This window comes from Rathayibacter sp. AY1B6 (genome assembly GCF_002932755.1).
GTDB lineage: Bacteria > Actinomycetota > Actinomycetes > Actinomycetales > Microbacteriaceae > Rathayibacter.
Genome location: NZ_PSWL01000012.1, coordinates 32,040 through 47,374 on the forward strand (window position 1 = coordinate 32,040; position 15,335 = coordinate 47,374).

The window sequence follows — 15,335 nt, forward strand, 5'->3', positions numbered from 1 at the left end:
TTCCGGGGGAGGAGCCTCGGCCCGGCCGCCGAGGACGCGTTCCGCGACCATCCAGCCGGCGTTCAGGAAGCGCTGCCTGAACGACAGCGTAAAATCACGGAGGCACATGCCAGGATCGACAACTCGACAGGGAGTTCCGTTGGACGGAAACGCAACGACCACGCACCGCAACGTCGCACTGCTGTCCGTCGCGACGACGCTGGCCCCGCGCGTGACCACGTCGGCCGAGATCGAGGCGCGGCTCGCCCCGGCGCTCAAGCGCCTCCGGCTCCCCACCGGGCTCCTCCAGCGCGTCGCCGGCGTGCACGAGCGCCGCAACTGGGGTTCCGAGCAGGGCTTCGACGGAGCGGCGATCGAGGCGGGCAAGCGGGCCCTCGCCGAGGCCGGCGTCCGCGCCGACCAGATCGGCCTGATCATCAACACCTCGGTGACCCGCAAGCACCTCGAGCCCTCGGTCGCCGTGCGCCTGCACCACGGGCTCGGCCTGCCCTCGTCGGCCATCAACTTCGACATCGCGAACGCGTGCCTCGGCTTCGTGAACGGCATGACCCTCGCCGCGCAGCTGATCGACTCCGGCCAGATCCGCTACGCGCTCATCATCGACGGCGAGGACGCCGACGAGATCCAGGTCAATACGATCGAGCGCCTCAGCCGCGACGGCGTGAAGCGCAAGGACTTCATGAGCGAGTTCGCGAGCCTGACGCTCGGCTCCGGCGCCGCTGCTGCCGTGCTCGGCCCGGCCGACGAGCACCCCAAGGGCCACCGCATCCTCGGCGGGATCACCCGTGCGGCGACGCAGTTCAACGAGCTCTGCGTCGGCAGCGTCGACGGCATGTTCACGGACGCGAAGGCGCTGCTCAAGGGCGGCATGGAGCTCGTGCTCTCGGCGTGGAAGGAGGCCACCCGCGACTGGAACTGGAGCGGGATGGACCGCTACATCACGCACCAGGTGTCGGACGTGCACACCGACGCCCTGGTGAAGGCCGTCGGCATCGACCGCAGCCGCGTCCCCACGACCTACCCCACCCTCGGCAACGTCGGCCCGGCGTCGATCCCGATCACCCTGGCCCAGGAGGCCGAGACCCTGCAGCCCGGCAACCGGGTGCTGCTCATCGGAGTGGGCTCGGGCATCAACACCGCGATGCTCGAGATCGCCTGGTGACCGCGCCCCACCCGGCCGAGCGGATCCGCGGAGCGCTCGGCTCCACGGCCGCGGCGCAGCTGCCCCCGGCCGGGCTCGACGGGCTCGACCCCGCGTGGTCGCGCCTGGTCGATGCTCCGGACGCCCAGGGCGTCCCGCGCCGCTGGCACCTGCTCGACACGGGCGAGGCCCTCGGCACGGAGCCGGTCGGCACCGTCCTCTGCGTGCACGGCAACCCCACCTGGTCCTACCTCTGGCGCCGCCTCGCCGCCGCCACCCTCGAGTCCGCCCGCCGCGGGGGGCCCGCCTGGCGGGTGGTCGCCGTCGACCAGCTCGAGATGGGCTTCTCCGAGCGCACCGGCGCCCTGCACACGCTCGCCGACCGCGTGCGCGAGCTCTCGAACCTCACCGACGTGCTCGGGCTCGACGACGTGGTCACTCTCGGCCACGACTGGGGCGGAGTCGTCTCGCTGGGCTGGGCGGTCGACCACCCTCAGCAGCTGCGCGCCGCGATGCTCCTGAACACCGCGATCCACCAGAGCGCCGACGAGCCGATCCCGGCCCCGCTCCGGCTCGCCCTCGCCTCGGGCGTGCTCGGCGCCTCCACGGTCGGCACGCCGGCCTTCCTCGAGACGACCCTCGCGCTGGGGCGTCCGGCGCTGCCCACCGCGGTGAAGGAGGGGTACCGCGCGCCCTACCGGTCCGCGTCGCGCCGCGGCGGAGTGGGCGGCTTCGTCGCCGACATCCCGGTCGACTCCGCGCACCCGAGCGACCCGGAGCTGCAGCGCATCGCCCAGGGTGTCAGCACCCTGACGACGCCGGCCCTGATGCTCTGGGGCCCGCTGGACCCGATCTTCTCCGACCGCTACCTCGACGACCTCGTCGACCGCCTGCCCCACGCGCAGGTCCACCGCTACGAGGGAGCGGGCCACCTCGTGGCCGAGGACGTCGACTACGCCTCCGCCGTCCTCACCTGGCTGGGCGACCTCTCCGACGGCGACGAGCCCTTCGGCGGCGACCCGGCCCCGGACATCCGCCGCCCGACCGCGCCGGTCGAGCCGCTGTGGGCGCACCTCGACCGCAACGCGCAGGACGGCTCGCTCGCCCTGGTCGAGATGGCGCCTCCCGGGGGCGGCGGCCCCCGCTCGGTCTCGTGGCGCCTGCTCTCGCAGCGGGTCCGCGAGCTCGCCGCCGGGCTGCGGGCCTCGGGCGTCTCCTCGGGCGACCGCGTCTCGCTCCTCGTGCCGCCCGGCGCCGACCTGACGGCGCTGCTCTACGCGTGCCTGCGCATCGGAGCCGTCGTGGTCGTCGCCGACGCGGGCCTGGGCCTGCGCGGTCTCACCCGCGCGGTCCGCGGCGCCTGGCCGGATCTCGTGGTCGGCGCCCTGCCCGGCCTCACCGTCGCGCGGGCCCTCCGCTGGCCCGGCGGTCGGGTGTCGACGCAGACCCTGCCCCGCGCCTCCGCCGCCGCTCTCGGCGTGGACACCTCGCTCGGGCAGCTGATCGAGCTCGGCCGCGCCGAGTTGGCCGCGGATCCGGAGGCGCTGGGCGAGCCGCCCGCCGCCGACGCCGTGGCAGCGATCCTCTTCACCTCCGGCTCGACCGGCCCCGCCAAGGGCGTCGTCTACACGCACCGTCAGCTCGCCGGCGTCCGCGACGCGCTCGCCCGCCAGTACGGGATCGGACCGGGCACCGGGCTCGTCGCGGGCTTCGCGCCGTTCGCCCTGCTCGGTCCCGCGCTGGGCACGCGCTCCGCCACTCCGGACATGGACGTCACCGCGCCCCGGACGCTCACCGCGTCCGCCGTCGCCGCGGCCGCCGCCCGGGTCGACGCGACTGTGCTGTTCCTGTCGCCGGCCGCGCTGGCCAACGTCGTGGCCACCGCCGGCGCGCTCGACGCCGACGACCACCGCGCCCTCGCCGGCGTGCGCACCTTCCTCTCGGCCGGCGCCCCCGTCTCGGCGGGGCTGCTCGGCGAGGCGCAGGCGCTCATGCCGAACGCCTCCGCCCGCACCCCCTACGGCATGACCGAGGGGCTGCTGCTCACCGACGCGTCGCTGGAGGGCATCCGCGAGGCCGCCTCCGACGACGATCCGCGCGGAGGCGTCTGCGTGGGCGTGCCCGCCGCGGGCGTCCGACTGCGGATCGCCCCGCTCGACGCCGACGGCCGCGCCGCGGACGAGCCGGAGGAGATCGTCGGCGCGACCGGCGAGATCGTCGTCTCGGCCGGTCACGTCGAGGACCACTACGAGCGCCTCTGGCTGACCGACCGCGCCGCCCGCATCGGCGCCGTCCCGGGCGAGCGCTGGCACCGCACCGGGGACGTCGGGCGGATCGACTCCGCCGGCCGCCTCTGGGTCGAGGGCCGGATGCCGCACGTCGTCGTCACACCCGACGGCGTGGTCACGCCGGTCGGACCGGAGCAGCGGATCGAGGCGCGCGTCGCCCCGGTCGCCCGCGCCGCGATCGTCGGAGCCGGTCCGCGCGGAGTCGCGCAGCTGGTCGCCGTGGTCGAGCTGCGCTCGGGCGCGCGCCGCGTGGCGCTGGCCGAGGAGGCCCTCGCCGCCGAGGTGCGCGCGGCCGTCGGCCGGCCCGTCGCCGCGGTGCTCGTCGTCCCGGCGCTGCCCACCGACATCCGCCACAACTCCAAGATCGACCGGGCCGCGCTCTCGCGCTGGGCCGAGGGCGTGCTCGCCGGCGGTCGGATGGTGGCGCCGTGAGGGTCCTGGTCACCGGCGCGAGCGGCCTGCTCGGCGGCGCGGTGGCCGCGGGACTCGTCGCGCAGGGGCACGAGGTCCGCACCTTCCAGCGCCGGCCCTGCGGGGTCGCGGGTGTCGAGGAGGCACGGGGCTCCCTGACCGATCCGCGGGCGGTCGAGGAGGCGGTCGAGGCGGCCGAGGGCGTCGTGCACCTCGCCGCGAAGGTCTCGCTCGCCGGCGATCCGGGCGACTTCGACCGCGTGAACGTCGACGGCACCCGGCGCCTGCTCGCCGCCGCCGCCCGCGCCGGGGTGAGCCGCTTCGTCCAGATCTCGTCGCCCTCCGTCGCCCACTCCGGCTCCTCGATCACCGGCGACGACGCCGAGCCCGCCGATCCGGATCGCGCCCGCGGCGACTACGCCCGCACCAAGGCCCGCGCTGAGCTGCTGGCCCTCGCGGCCGACGCCCCCGGGTTCGCGGTGGTCGCCGTGCGCCCGCACCTGGTCTGGGGTCCGGGCGACACCCAGCTCGTCGCCCGCATCGTCGAGCGGGCGCGCGCCGGCCGACTGCCGCTCCTCGGGCACGGCCAGGCGCTGATCGACTCCACCTACATCGACAACGCCGCCTCGGCGATCGTCGCCGCTCTCGGGCGGGCGGAGGACGTGCACGGCCGCTCCTACGTCGTCACCAACGGCGAGCCGCGCCCGGTCGCCGAGCTGCTCGCCGGGATCTGCCGCGCCTCGGGCGTCGAGCCGCCGCGCTGGTCCGTCCCCGCCTCCGTCGCCCGCGCCGCGGGCTCGCTCGTCGAGCGCGTCTGGGCCGTGCGGCCCGGTGCCGACGAGCCGCCGATGACCCGATTCCTCGCCGAGCAGCTCTCGACCGCGCACTGGTTCGACCAGCGCCGCACGCGCGCCGATCTGCAGTGGAGCCCGTCGGTCACCCTCGACGAGGGTCTGGCCCGTCTGTCCGCCGCCCGCTGAGGCGCCGGCACCGGAGACGACAGAACGGACGGGACCCCGTCGCCGAGGCGAGGGGGTCCCGTCCGTCCGGGGGCTCCCGCGGCGGAGCGCGGGAGGGGAGCCGAGGTCAGTCGGCGAGGATGAGGTACAGCGCGCGACGGGTCTCGTCGAGCTTGGCGGAGGCGGCGGCGCGCTGCGCCTCGGTCGCTCCGCGGAACTGCTGCACGACGCCCATCAGCTTGCCGACGTTCTCCATGAAGGCGCGGTCGGCGTCGCTCGCGCCAGGAGTGGCCTCCCAGGCCGCGTCGAGCTCGTCGGCGTGCTCGCGCACATAGGTGCCGCCCGCGTCCGTGAGCTGGTACTCGGTGCCGCGGCCCTCGCCGACGGCCGTGATGAGGCCCTCGTCGACGAGCTGCTGGAGGGTGGGGTAGACGGAGCCGGGGCTGGGGCGCCACGATCCGTTCGTCTTCTCGGCGATGGCCTTGATCAGGCCGTAGCCGTTCGAGGACTTCTCGGAGAGGAGGGAGAGGAGGGCCGCGCGGACGTCACCGCGTCGGGCGCGTCCTCCGCCGCGGCCGAAGGGGCCGCCGAAGCCGGGGCCGAAGCCCGGGCCGAAGCCGAAGCCGGGCCCGAAGCCGCGGCCGTGACCGCCGGGTCCGCGGCGCTGTCCGCGGCCGGGGTGCTCGTGGCGGGTGGAGTGGTCGCCGTCGCGGGAGTCGCGGCGGTCGTCGGAGAAGAAGGTCCTGGAGTTCATGGGTGTGCTGCTCTCTGTCGTGAGGGGATCCCTTTCGATCGGATCCGGTCGCCCGTCGGGAGCGGCTGCTTCCGATCTGTCGGCGATGTAGTAACGATATATCGGTGATGGATCGGATGTCAACACCCGGTTTCCCCGTAGCCTGGGAGCTCCCCGTCGATCGAGAGGTCCCGCATGCCGCTGCCCGACTCCGAGCTCGAGGCGTACCTCGACTCCTCCCTCCTCGCCGGGGACGTCCTCACCGGCCGCGCGAGCAACCTCGGCAACCTCCGCCGGCTCGCCGCCCGGGAGCCCGCGCACCTCTACGGGGTTGACGTGGCCGAGCACTGGACGCTCGAGAGCCTGCTCGCCCTGATGGGAGAGCGCGTGGGGATCAGCACCGACCCCTCCTTCGAGAGCGGGCAGGACCGGATCGACGCCCGCCTGACGGTCGCGGGGCTCGCGCGCTACCGCGACCGGTTCGCCGCCGCCGTCCGCGAGGGGGCGCTGCTCCTGTTCGCGACCGCGCACCCCGCGACCCTGATGGACGTCTACCGCCGCTTCGCCGCCGCCGCGGCCGAGCAGGGCGCCCGCGTGATCGACGTGAACGGGCTCCCGTTCGCCGCCCCCGACGGCATCCGCGTCCCTCTCGCGGACGAGCACCAGGCCCTGTGGTGCACCGGCGGGGTCACCTGCGTCTACCGCGGCGGAGGGCTGCAGCACACGCACTCGCCGGAGCCGATGGACGCGCTGCTCGACCGCCTCGACGAGCTCGGCATCCGCCCGGACCTGGTCGTCGCCGACCACGGCTTCGCGGGCGCGGCCGGTCGGCGCGGGCTGCCGGTGATCGCGATCGCCGACTGCAACGACCCGGCGGTCTTCGTCGCCGAGGCTCAGGGCTCGATCGAGGTGGTCGTCCCGATCGACGACGGGCTGGCCGTCCACCTCTACGAGCCGGTGATCGACTTCGTCCTCCGCGCCCTCTGAGCCCGCGCGCACCTGACGGCTCGTAGAATCTCCTTCGGCTCGTCGCGATCCCGGATCCGACGGGCCGACCGCTCTCCCGAGTCCCCGCACTCGCCACCACTGCAGACGGAGCATCCGTGACCCAGCCCCACGACGGCCTCCTCCCGCGCTTCGCCGTCGGCGTCGACATCGGGGGGACGTCGATCAAGGCGTCCCTCGTCGACGTCACCACCGGCGAGCGGGCGGCCCGGCGCTTCGCGGTCGCGAACCCGCTGGGCAAGGAGCCCGAGGACTTCGCCGAGGCGATCGCCGGGATCGTCCGCGACGTCTCGCCGATCGCGGGCACGCCCGTAGGCGTCGGCTTCCCCGGGATCGTCCGCGGCGGCGTCGTCCGCCAGACCACCCACGTCTCGCAGCGCTGGGTCGGGCTCGACGCGCAGGCCCTCCTCTCGGAGGCCACCGGGGTCGACGTCGTCGTCGTCAACGACGCGGACGCGGCGGGGGTCGCCGAGCGCGAGTTCGGCGCGATGCGCGGCCGCGAGGGCCTCCTCCTGCTGACCACCCTCGGCACCGGCATCGGGACGGCGCTCGTCCACGAGGGCGTGGTGATCCCCAACTCCGAGCTCGGGCACCTGCACATCGACGGTCCCGACTTCGAGCCGCAGGTCGGCTTCTCGGCCGTCCGCCGCGAGGGCATCACCCTCGAGGAGTGGGCGGGTCGCCTCAGCGTCTACTACCGGCACCTCGAGATGCTGCTCTCGCCGCAGCTGTTCGTGATCGGCGGCGCGGCGGCGCACGTCTTCGACGAGTTCGCCCGCTTCCTCGACATCGGCACCGAGATCGTCCCCGCCCGCTTCGGCAACGACGCCGGCTTCACGGGCGCCGCCATGGTCGCCGTCTCCCCCGACCGCCTCGCGCCCTGGTACCGCTCCACCCGCGGCGCCCGCCTCGACCCCGGAGCCCCCGCCATCGCCGATTGACCCCCGTCGCCCCTGCCACCTCAGCGGGGCAGGAGGCCGCGGTAGACGGCGTCCAGTCGGGCGGCGGCGGCCGGCCAGGAGTGGGCGGCCGCCCAATCGACGCCGCCGCGGCCGAGGCGCGCCAGCTCCTCGGGGGAGCCCAGCAGGCTCAGGATCGCCTCGGCCCACGCCGCGGGGGAGCCGGAGTCGAGCAGCAGGCCGCTCCCGCCGTCGCGTACCGCGTCCACCAGGCCGGTCGTGCGGCGCGCGAGCACCGGAGTGCCGCTGCCGGCGGCCTCGAGCGCGATCAGCCCGAAGGTCTCCGCCGCCGAGGGCACAAGCGCCAGCTCCGCGCTCCGGAGCCGCTCCGCCACCCGGTCGCGGTCGGCGGCTCCCTCGATCAGCACGCGGTCGCCCAGCGGAGCCGCCGCGGCGCGCACCGCATCGAGGTACGACTCCCGGCCCGGTGCCGCCCCGCCCACCAGCCGCAGCACGGGCCGCTCCGCCGGCGCCATCGCCGTGAGCGCCTCCACCGCCAGAAGCTGGCCCTTGAGCGGCTGCACCCGGCCGACCAGGACGACCCCGGAGCGCTCGCCGCCGCCTGGGCGGAACCGCGCGTCGACCCCGGGCGGCACCACGACGACCCGGTCCGGATCCGCGCCGTACCCGCTGACGACGTCCGCCCGCTCAGAGGCGCCCGCCACCACGATCGCGTCGGCGGAGGCGAGCACGGACCGCTCCGCGTCGACCCGCTGCTGCGGCTCCGCGACGTCGCCCGGGGCGAGCCGGGCGTTCTTGGCGAGCGAGCCCGAGTGCATCGAGTGCACGTGCGGTCTGCCGGTGAGCGCCCCCGCGAGGCCCGACACCCAGTAGTGCGAGTGCACGACGTCTGCTCCCGCCGCGGCCCGCGCGAACTCCGGCGCCGCGGCCGCCAGAGCGTACTTGTCGCCCGCCGGCACCGGCACGCCCACCACCCGCACACCCGGCGCGAGGGTGCGGACGCCCTCGCCGCGGGTCAGCACCTCGATCTCCCAGCCGAGCGCCGCCAGCTCCGGCAGCACCGCCACGAGGTACACGTTCATCCCGCCCGCGTCGCCCGTCGACGGCTGCTCGAGCGGGGAGGTGTGCGCCGAGACGACGGCCAGACGGGGCATCCCTCCATCGTAGGGACGGCCGTGCGTCCTCCACGGATCCCGGCCCGCGGCTCGCGGCGCCTCCGGAATCGGGTTGAATAGACGGATGCGCTCGTTCGAGCGCGGAGAGCGTGAGGTCCATGGCCCGCCAGAGTCCCCCCGGTGAGGTGCTGCCGTCGGCCGCACCCGGGCCGGTGACCGCCGGCCACGAGCCCTTCTCCGAGCAGGACATCCGCGCCCTCGTCGGAACCGCCGCCCTCGAGAAGGGCACCGCGTACGCGGACGAGGGCCGCGTCCGCGAGCTGCAGTGGTTCGGCGGCCGCACCCGCCTCTTCGGCCAGGTCCGCGGATCCGGGCGCTCGCCGTACGCCGTGAGCGTGCAGCTCCGCGACGAGGGCGAGCACTGGACCCTCCTCGGCGGCGCCTGCAGCTGCCCGGTCAAGCACGAGTGCAAGCACGTCGCCGCCGTCCTGGTCGAGGCCCTGCGCCGTGAGCGCGAGGGCGGAGTGGCCGGTCCCTTCCCGGGCGAGGCCGCCGTCGACGCCGTCCCGGAGTGGCGCAGCGCGCTCGCCCCGCTGCTCGCCGGCGCCGAGCGCTCCCACACCGGCATACCGCTCGGCCTGCAGTTCGAGCTGCTGCCCGGCGAACCCGTGCGTCGCCCGCCCGGCCGCTACAACTCCTACCGGCCGCCGCCCGAGCCGCGTCCGCGCCTGGGCGTGCGCCCGGTGCGGATGGGCGACCGCGACCGCTGGGTGCGCACCGGCACCAGCTGGCGCGACCTCGGCTACCTGCACTACAGCCACGACTACGACGAGCGCCAGATCGACGTGATCCGCGAGATGCAGGGCCTGCTCTCCGGGCACAGCGCCTCCAGCTACTACTCGCCCGACACCTGGCTCTACCTCGACCAGTGCCGGAGCGAGGCGATCTGGGCGGCCCTGCACGGCGCCGTCCGCGCGGGAATCGGTCTGGTGATGGGCGACCGCGACCAGACGCCGCTGAAGATCCTCGACACGACGGCCACCGCCTCCATCGACGTCACGCGCACCGCCGCCGGCCTCGAGCTGCGCTCGCTCGTCGCGATCGGCGACCACCCGGCCCCCGAGGAGTTCGGCTTCATCGGCGACCCCGCCGTCGGCCTCTACACCTGGGAGGGCGGCGACGAGATGCGCGCCCGCCCGGTCACGCTCATCCCGTTCGCCGCGCCGCTGCTGTCCTCCGCGCGCACGTTCCTCTGGAGCCGCGAGGCCATCCGCATCCCAGTGGCCGAGGAGTCGGCGTTCCTCACGGAGCACTACCAGCGGCTGCACCGGCTGTTCGACATCGTCTCCCGCGACGGCTCCTTCGAGGCGCCGGCGGTGCCCGAGCCGCGCCTCGGCCTCACCCTCGAGCACACCGACGGCGCGGGCCTGCGCGGCTCGTGGTGGTGGCGCTACGGCGTGGAGGGGGCGCGCGGCGGCGTGGACGCCGAGCGGCTCCCGCTGCGGGTCGGCGAGGACGCGGGCTACCGCGACCCCGAGGCCGAGCAGCGGATCCTCGACTCCCTCGTCGGAGCAGGTCTCGACCCGGAGTCGACGCCGGCCCTGGTGTCCCCGTCGAGCAGGCGCCTGCGCCCCACCTTCGACCTGCGCGGCATGCAGACCGTCGGCTTCCTCACCGGCGAGGTCGAGCGGCTCCGCGAGCTGGGCACCGTCGAGATCGAGGAGATCGGCGAACGCGTCGAGTACCGCGAGGCGCAGACCGCGCCCGTGGTCGCCGTGCAGACCGTCGCCCGGCCCGACAGCCGCGACTGGTTCAACCTCGAGATCTCCGTCACCGTGAACGACGAGGCGGTCCCGCTCGCCGAGATCTTCCTCGCGCTCGCCCGCGGCGACGAGTACATGGTGCTGCCGAGCGGCGTCTACTTCGCCCTCGACGACGAGCGGTTCGGCCGCCTCCGCGAGCTGATCGCCGAAGCCCGCGAGCTCTCGGACGACCCCGGCGAGACCCTGCGGATCAGCCGCTTCCAGTCCTCCCTCTGGGACGAGCTGGTCGAGCTGGGCGTCGTGGAGGCGCAGGCCGCCGCATGGCGCCGCTCCGTGGAGGGGCTCTCCGGCTTCACCGCGACCGGTGCCCTGGAGTCGCGCGCCCTGCCCGAGGGGTTCGTGGTGGAGCTGCGGCCCTACCAGCAGCTCGGCTACGACTGGCTCTCGTTCCTCTACGACAACCAGCTCGGCGGCGTGCTCGCGGACGACATGGGCCTGGGCAAGACCGTGCAGTCCCTCGCCCTGGTCACCCGGGTGATGCAGGAGCAGCGCGCCGCGGCCGCGGAGGCGGGCACCTCGCCGCGCCCGTTCCTCGTCGTCGCCCCCACCAGCGTCGTGCCGAACTGGGTGGGCGAGGCCAAGCGCTTCGCCCCGGACCTGCGCGTGGTCGGCATCGACGAGACGTCGAAGAAGAAGCGGAAGGCGCTCTCGAGCGTCATCGGCGAGGCCGAGCTGGTCGTCACCTCCTACGCCCTGTTCCGGCTCGACTACGAGTCGTACTCGAGCATCCAGTGGTCGGGGCTCCTCCTCGACGAGGCGCAGTTCGTCAAGAACCGCCAGTCGGCGACGCATCAGCTCGCGCGCCGGCTCGACGTGCCCTTCAAGCTCGCCATCACGGGCACGCCGATGGAGAACAACGTGATGGAGCTGTGGTCGCTGCTGTCGATCGTCGCTCCGGGCCTGTTCCCCTCGCCCGCCGGGTTCGTCGAGTTCTACCAGAAGCCGATCGAGCGCGAGGCCGACACCGAGAAGCTCTCGCAGCTGCGGCGGCGCATCCGCCCGCTGATGCTGCGGCGCACCAAGGAGCTCGTCGCCAAGGAGCTGCCTCCCAAGCAGGAGCAGACCCTCGAGGTCGAGCTCGGCCCGAAGCAGCGGAAGGTCTACGACACGTACCTGGCGCGGGAGCGGCAGCGCGTGCTGGGCCTGATCGGCGACTTCGAGAAGAACCGCTTCGCGATCTTCCGCGCGCTGACCGTGCTGCGCCAGGTCGCGCTCGACGCGGCGCTGGTCGACGAGGCGCACGAGAGCGTGCCCTCCACCAAGCTCGACCTGCTCGACGAGCTGCTGGGCGACGCCCTCGGCGAGGGGCACCGCGTACTGGTCTTCAGCCAGTTCACGCGGTTCCTCGGCCGGGTCCGCCGGCGGCTGGACGCGGCGGGCATCGAGTACGCGTACCTCGACGGAGCGACGAAGAAGCGCGACGAGGTCATCGAGCGGTTCCGCTCGGGCGCGGCGGGCGTGTTCCTGATCTCGCTCAAGGCCGGCGGCTTCGGGCTCAACCTCACCGAGGCCGACTACTGCATCCTGCTCGACCCGTGGTGGAACCCCGCCACCGAGTCGCAGGCGGTCGACCGTGCGCACCGCATCGGCCAGACCCGCTCCGTCATGGTCTACCGCCTGGTCGCGAAGGACACGATCGAGGAGAAGGTGATGGCCCTCAAGGAGGCGAAGGCCGCGCTCTTCGCCGCGGTCATGTCGGACGACGGCGCCGCGGCCACAGGCGGGATCACCGCCGAGGACGTGCGCGAGCTGCTGGGCTGATCGCCGCCGCTACTCGCGCACCTGCTCCAGCAGGGTCGTGACGGCGGCGCGGGTGTCGGCGGCGAGTCGTCCGAGGCGGTGCGCGGCGCGGATCGACGCGGGCCGGTAGGGGTGCACGAGCCGCCGGGCCGCCGTGCAGGGCAGCGCGAACGCCGCGACGACGCCCGCGTCGATCCCGTCGAGCCCGCCGTCGTCCCGGCCGAACACCAGCTCCCGGCCCTCGCGGGCGAGAGCCTCCGGCAGGTCGGCCTCGCCGATCGGGAGGCGCAGCACGGCGAGCAGGCCGGCCGCCTGCACGCGGCGCGGCAGCGGACGGCCGAGGCGACCTGCCGCGTGCAGAGTGAAGAAGTCGGCCTGCCGCTCGAGAATGCCGGTGACCGTCTCGGCGAGGCGCTCCATCTCGGGGTGCAGCGAGAGCCGGGCGAGCCGGCGGTAGCCGTGCACCGCGACCCGGGCGTCCACCGCGAGGGCCAGGGCGACGGGGCCGGCGAGCGAGGCCGCGGCGCGGTCGAGGAGCGGGCGAGTCCTGACCGTCGGCTCCGGCGGGCGGATGTCGATGCCGCGGATCTGCGGCGAGGCCGCGAGCACCTCGCCCAGGGCGTCGGCGATCCGGTGCCGCTCGGCGGCCCAGACGGATGCGAACGCGCGGACCTGCTCGTCGGGGTGGGCGCGCGCGACGGGCAGCACCCGGGCGACGGTCGCGTGCTCGATCGCCCGCAGGTAGGCGGTGGCGACGATGGCCTCGCGGTCCAGCGGCACCTCCTCGAACTCGCGCACCGAGAAGTGCTCGCGCAGGGCGCCGTGCGCGCTGCGGTGGTGGTCCTCGAGATCGAACGGTTCCGCGATGCCCACGTCGTGCTCCTCCGCTAGTCCGGTCCCTCCATCCTGGGCCCCCGGTGCGAGAGGCGGAAGAGCACGCGCCCATCCCTGGGACACTGGGAGCCGGTCGTCAGGCGGCCGGGGGAGCGGGGCGGGATGAGCGGGGCGCGGACGTCGGCGATCGGCGCCGTCCTCCTCGCCGCCGTCTGCTTCGGCACGACGGGGACCGCGCAGGCCCTCGGTGCGGCGGGCGTGGATCCGCTCCTCCTCGGAGCGGCGCGCATCGTCCTCGGCGGCGCCCTGCTGGCCGCCCTCCTCGGCGTGGAGGCGCTGGGCCGGCGGAGCCGCTCCCGCCCGACCAGCACCGTCGTGCTCCTCGTCGTGCTCGGAGCGGTCGGCGTCGCCGCGTACCAGCCCGCTTTCTTCACCGGCACCGCGCAGAACGGGGTCGCGGTCGGCACGATCGTCGCCCTCGGCTCCGCTCCCGCCTTCACCGGCCTGCTGGAGTGGCTCGTCCTGCGGACGACGCCGAGCCCGCGCTGGTTCGCCTCGACCTCGCTCGCCGCGGTCGGCGTGGTGCTCCTGAGCGGAGGCGGGTCCGGCGGCGTGACGCTCCCCGGCCTCGCCGCCTCGGCCGGCGCCGGCGCGTCCTACGCGCTCTACGCCGTCTGCGGCAAGCTGCTGCTCGAGCGCGGACTCAGCCCCGTCGCCGCCATGGGCGCTCCGTTCGGAGCCGCGGCGCTTCTCGCGCTCCCGTTCCTGCTGCTGGGCGATCCCTCGCGGCTCTCCGGCTCGATCCCGGCCGTGCTCTGGCTCGGAGTGGTCACGGTCGCCGTGGCCTACACCTTCTTCGCGCGCGGCCTCAGGCAGCTGCCCGCGGCCACCGTCTCGACGCTCACCCTCCTGGAGCCGGCGACCGCGACGCTCCTCGGCGTGGCGGTGCTGGGCGAGCGGCTGACCGCGGGAGCCGTGCTCGGCATCGCGGTGCTGGTCGCGGCGGTGCTGCTGCTGGCGGTGCGGGGGCGCGGTCGTTCCGGGGCGCGGACAGAGGCGCCGCCGCCCTCCGCGGAGTAGCGTCGACTCCCACCGACCCGAGGACGAGGCGGAGCGCATGACCAACCCGTGGCTGGCACGCCCTGGCAGCGGCCGGCGGCGCGCGCTGGTCGAGGAGTCGTGGGAGCGCGCACGGCGGCGGCGCCTGGATCCTGACCGGCTGACCGCGCCGCTCTCGTTCTCGGGGGACGACCTCCGCGAGTACCGCACCGGGCATCCGCTCGCCTCGGTCCTCCCGGTCATCCGCCGCCTGCTGGTGCGCGACGCCGATGAGGACAGCGGCGTGCTCGTCGCGGTGGGCGACGCGCTCGGGCGACTGCTCTGGATCGACGGGGACCAGCACCTCAAGAGCCTCGCCGAGGGGATGTCGTTCGTCGAGGGCGCCGCCTGGGCCGAGCCCGACGTCGGGACCTCTGCGCCGGGAACCGCCCTCGTGCTCGATCACGGCGTGCAGATCCACGGCGCCGAGCACTTCGCCTCGCTCGTGCACCCGTGGAGCTGCACCGCCGTCCCCGTGCACGACCCCGAGACGCACGAGATCCTCGGAGTGATCGACATCACCGGCGGCGCCGACGTCGTCGCTCCGCAGACCCTCCCGCTGATGGAGGCGACCGCCGCCGCCGTCGAGAGCGAGCTGATGGTGCAGCGGCTGCTCCGCCCGCGCCGGCCCGCCGCTCGGAGCACGGCGGCGGCCCGCGCGCCGAGTCTGCGGGTCCTCGGGCGCGAGACGGGGCTGGTGACGGCCGCGGGAGCGACGCTCGAACTCAGCACCCGGCACGCCGAGATCCTGACCCTGCTCGCCTGGCACCGGTCCGGGCTCTCGGCCGAGCAGCTCGCCCTCCTGCTCCACGGCCGGGACGACGCGGTGGTCACCGTCCGCGCCGAGATGGTGCGGCTGCGCCGCGCGCTCGAGCCGACCCTCCCGCGCCTGGCACCTCTCTCGCGCCCCTACCGCCTGGCGAGCCCGGTCGACCTCGACGCCCGCCAGGTGCTCGGCCTGCTCGACCGCGGCTCCCACCGCCTCGCCCTGGATGCGTACCGGGGCGCACCGCTGCCCTCGTCCGAGGCGCCGGGGATCCGGGCGATCGCCGACGAGCTGCGCATGCGGGTGCGGGCGAGCGTCCTCGCCGACGCGGCGCCCGCGACCCTCCTCGCCTGGGCGGAGGGCCCGGACGGCCGCGACGACGCGGAGGTGTGGCGGGAGCTCCTGCGCGTCCTCCCGCCCCGCTCGCCCCGGCGTGCCGGCGTCGCCGCGCGTCTGGAGGCGCTCGAGGCGGAGCAGCGCTGAGCCGACCCGGTCGCTCCGG

At 75.0% G+C, this 15,335-nt stretch carries 11 protein-coding genes; 8 read left to right on the top strand and 3 right to left on the bottom strand.

Going from position 1 to position 15,335, the window contains the following annotated elements; genetic code table 11:
• The first annotated feature begins 106 nt into the window (after positions 1-106).
• Genes C5D08_RS08190 through C5D08_RS08200 form a run of 3 tightly spaced genes read left to right on the top strand, consistent with a single transcriptional unit; the run spans position 107 to position 4,820 of the window.
• Positions 107-1,162: a 3-oxoacyl-ACP synthase III gene (locus tag C5D08_RS08190; RefSeq protein ID WP_104276620.1), complete on the top strand. Its 1,056-nt coding sequence runs from the start codon at positions 107-109 to the stop codon at positions 1,160-1,162.
• Positions 1,159-3,861 (top strand): alpha/beta fold hydrolase, encoded by a 2,703-nt coding sequence (locus tag C5D08_RS08195; RefSeq protein WP_258067360.1) that lies wholly within the window; start codon positions 1,159-1,161, stop codon positions 3,859-3,861. The genes C5D08_RS08190 and C5D08_RS08195 overlap by 4 nt, the downstream gene beginning before the upstream one ends.
• Complete coding sequence (locus tag C5D08_RS08200) at positions 3,858-4,820, top strand: NAD(P)-dependent oxidoreductase (protein WP_104276621.1); 963 nt, start codon at positions 3,858-3,860, stop codon at positions 4,818-4,820. Before C5D08_RS08195 ends, C5D08_RS08200 begins: the two co-directional genes overlap by 4 nt.
• A gap of 106 nt (positions 4,821-4,926) precedes the next feature.
• On the opposite strand, the gene C5D08_RS08205 is transcribed toward C5D08_RS08200, so the two are convergent.
• Complete coding sequence (locus C5D08_RS08205; RefSeq protein WP_104276622.1) at positions 4,927-5,553, bottom strand: PadR family transcriptional regulator; 627 nt, start codon at positions 5,551-5,553, stop codon at positions 4,927-4,929.
• A gap of 174 nt (positions 5,554-5,727) precedes the next feature.
• On the opposite strand from C5D08_RS08205, the gene C5D08_RS08210 reads away from it, so the two are divergent.
• Positions 5,728-6,519: a phosphatase gene (locus C5D08_RS08210; protein ID WP_104276623.1), complete on the top strand. Its 792-nt coding sequence runs from the start codon at positions 5,728-5,730 to the stop codon at positions 6,517-6,519.
• Positions 6,520-6,635: 116 nt separating this feature from the next.
• Positions 6,636-7,478 (top strand): ROK family protein, encoded by an 843-nt coding sequence (locus C5D08_RS08215; RefSeq protein WP_244229583.1) that lies wholly within the window; start codon positions 6,636-6,638, stop codon positions 7,476-7,478.
• A gap of 20 nt (positions 7,479-7,498) precedes the next feature.
• On the opposite strand, the gene C5D08_RS08220 is transcribed toward C5D08_RS08215, so the two are convergent.
• Positions 7,499-8,611: a glycosyltransferase gene (locus C5D08_RS08220; protein ID WP_104276625.1), complete on the bottom strand. Its 1,113-nt coding sequence runs from the start codon at positions 8,609-8,611 to the stop codon at positions 7,499-7,501.
• Positions 8,612-8,730: 119 nt separating this feature from the next.
• On the opposite strand from C5D08_RS08220, the gene C5D08_RS08225 reads away from it, so the two are divergent.
• Positions 8,731-12,156, top strand: coding sequence for a DEAD/DEAH box helicase (locus C5D08_RS08225; protein WP_104276626.1), 3,426 nt, complete (start codon positions 8,731-8,733; stop codon positions 12,154-12,156).
• Between the two features lie 9 nt (positions 12,157-12,165).
• On the opposite strand, the gene C5D08_RS08230 is transcribed toward C5D08_RS08225, so the two are convergent.
• Entirely contained in the window at positions 12,166-13,008 is an 843-nt protein-coding gene (locus C5D08_RS08230) for a hypothetical protein (protein ID WP_104276627.1), read from the bottom strand.
• A 123-nt stretch (positions 13,009-13,131) separates the two neighbouring features.
• Here C5D08_RS08230 and C5D08_RS08235 point away from each other — a divergent pair, with 123 nt between their 5' ends.
• Together C5D08_RS08235 and C5D08_RS08240 are read left to right on the top strand one after the other, a co-directional pair.
• Positions 13,132-14,049, top strand: a complete 918-nt coding sequence (locus tag C5D08_RS08235; RefSeq protein WP_104276628.1) for a DMT family transporter — start codon at positions 13,132-13,134, stop codon at positions 14,047-14,049.
• 37 nt (positions 14,050-14,086) lie between these two features.
• Positions 14,087-15,316: a GAF domain-containing protein gene (locus C5D08_RS08240; RefSeq protein WP_104276629.1), complete on the top strand. Its 1,230-nt coding sequence runs from the start codon at positions 14,087-14,089 to the stop codon at positions 15,314-15,316.
• Positions 15,317-15,335 lie beyond the last annotated feature (19 nt).

Coding starts and splice junctions, on each gene's coding strand:
- C5D08_RS08190 (WP_104276620.1), top strand. CDS start 107: ATGCCAGGATCGACAACTCGACAGGGAGTTCCGTTGGACGGAAACGCA.
- C5D08_RS08205 (WP_104276622.1), bottom strand. CDS start 5,553: ATGAACTCCAGGACCTTCTTCTCCGACGACCGCCGCGACTCCCGCGAC.
- C5D08_RS08210 (WP_104276623.1), top strand. CDS start 5,728: ATGCCGCTGCCCGACTCCGAGCTCGAGGCGTACCTCGACTCCTCCCTC.
- C5D08_RS08220 (WP_104276625.1), bottom strand. CDS start 8,611: ATGCCCCGTCTGGCCGTCGTCTCGGCGCACACCTCCCCGCTCGAGCAG.
- C5D08_RS08225 (WP_104276626.1), top strand. CDS start 8,731: ATGGCCCGCCAGAGTCCCCCCGGTGAGGTGCTGCCGTCGGCCGCACCC.
- C5D08_RS08235 (WP_104276628.1), top strand. CDS start 13,132: ATGAGCGGGGCGCGGACGTCGGCGATCGGCGCCGTCCTCCTCGCCGCC.
- C5D08_RS08240 (WP_104276629.1), top strand. CDS start 14,087: ATGACCAACCCGTGGCTGGCACGCCCTGGCAGCGGCCGGCGGCGCGCG.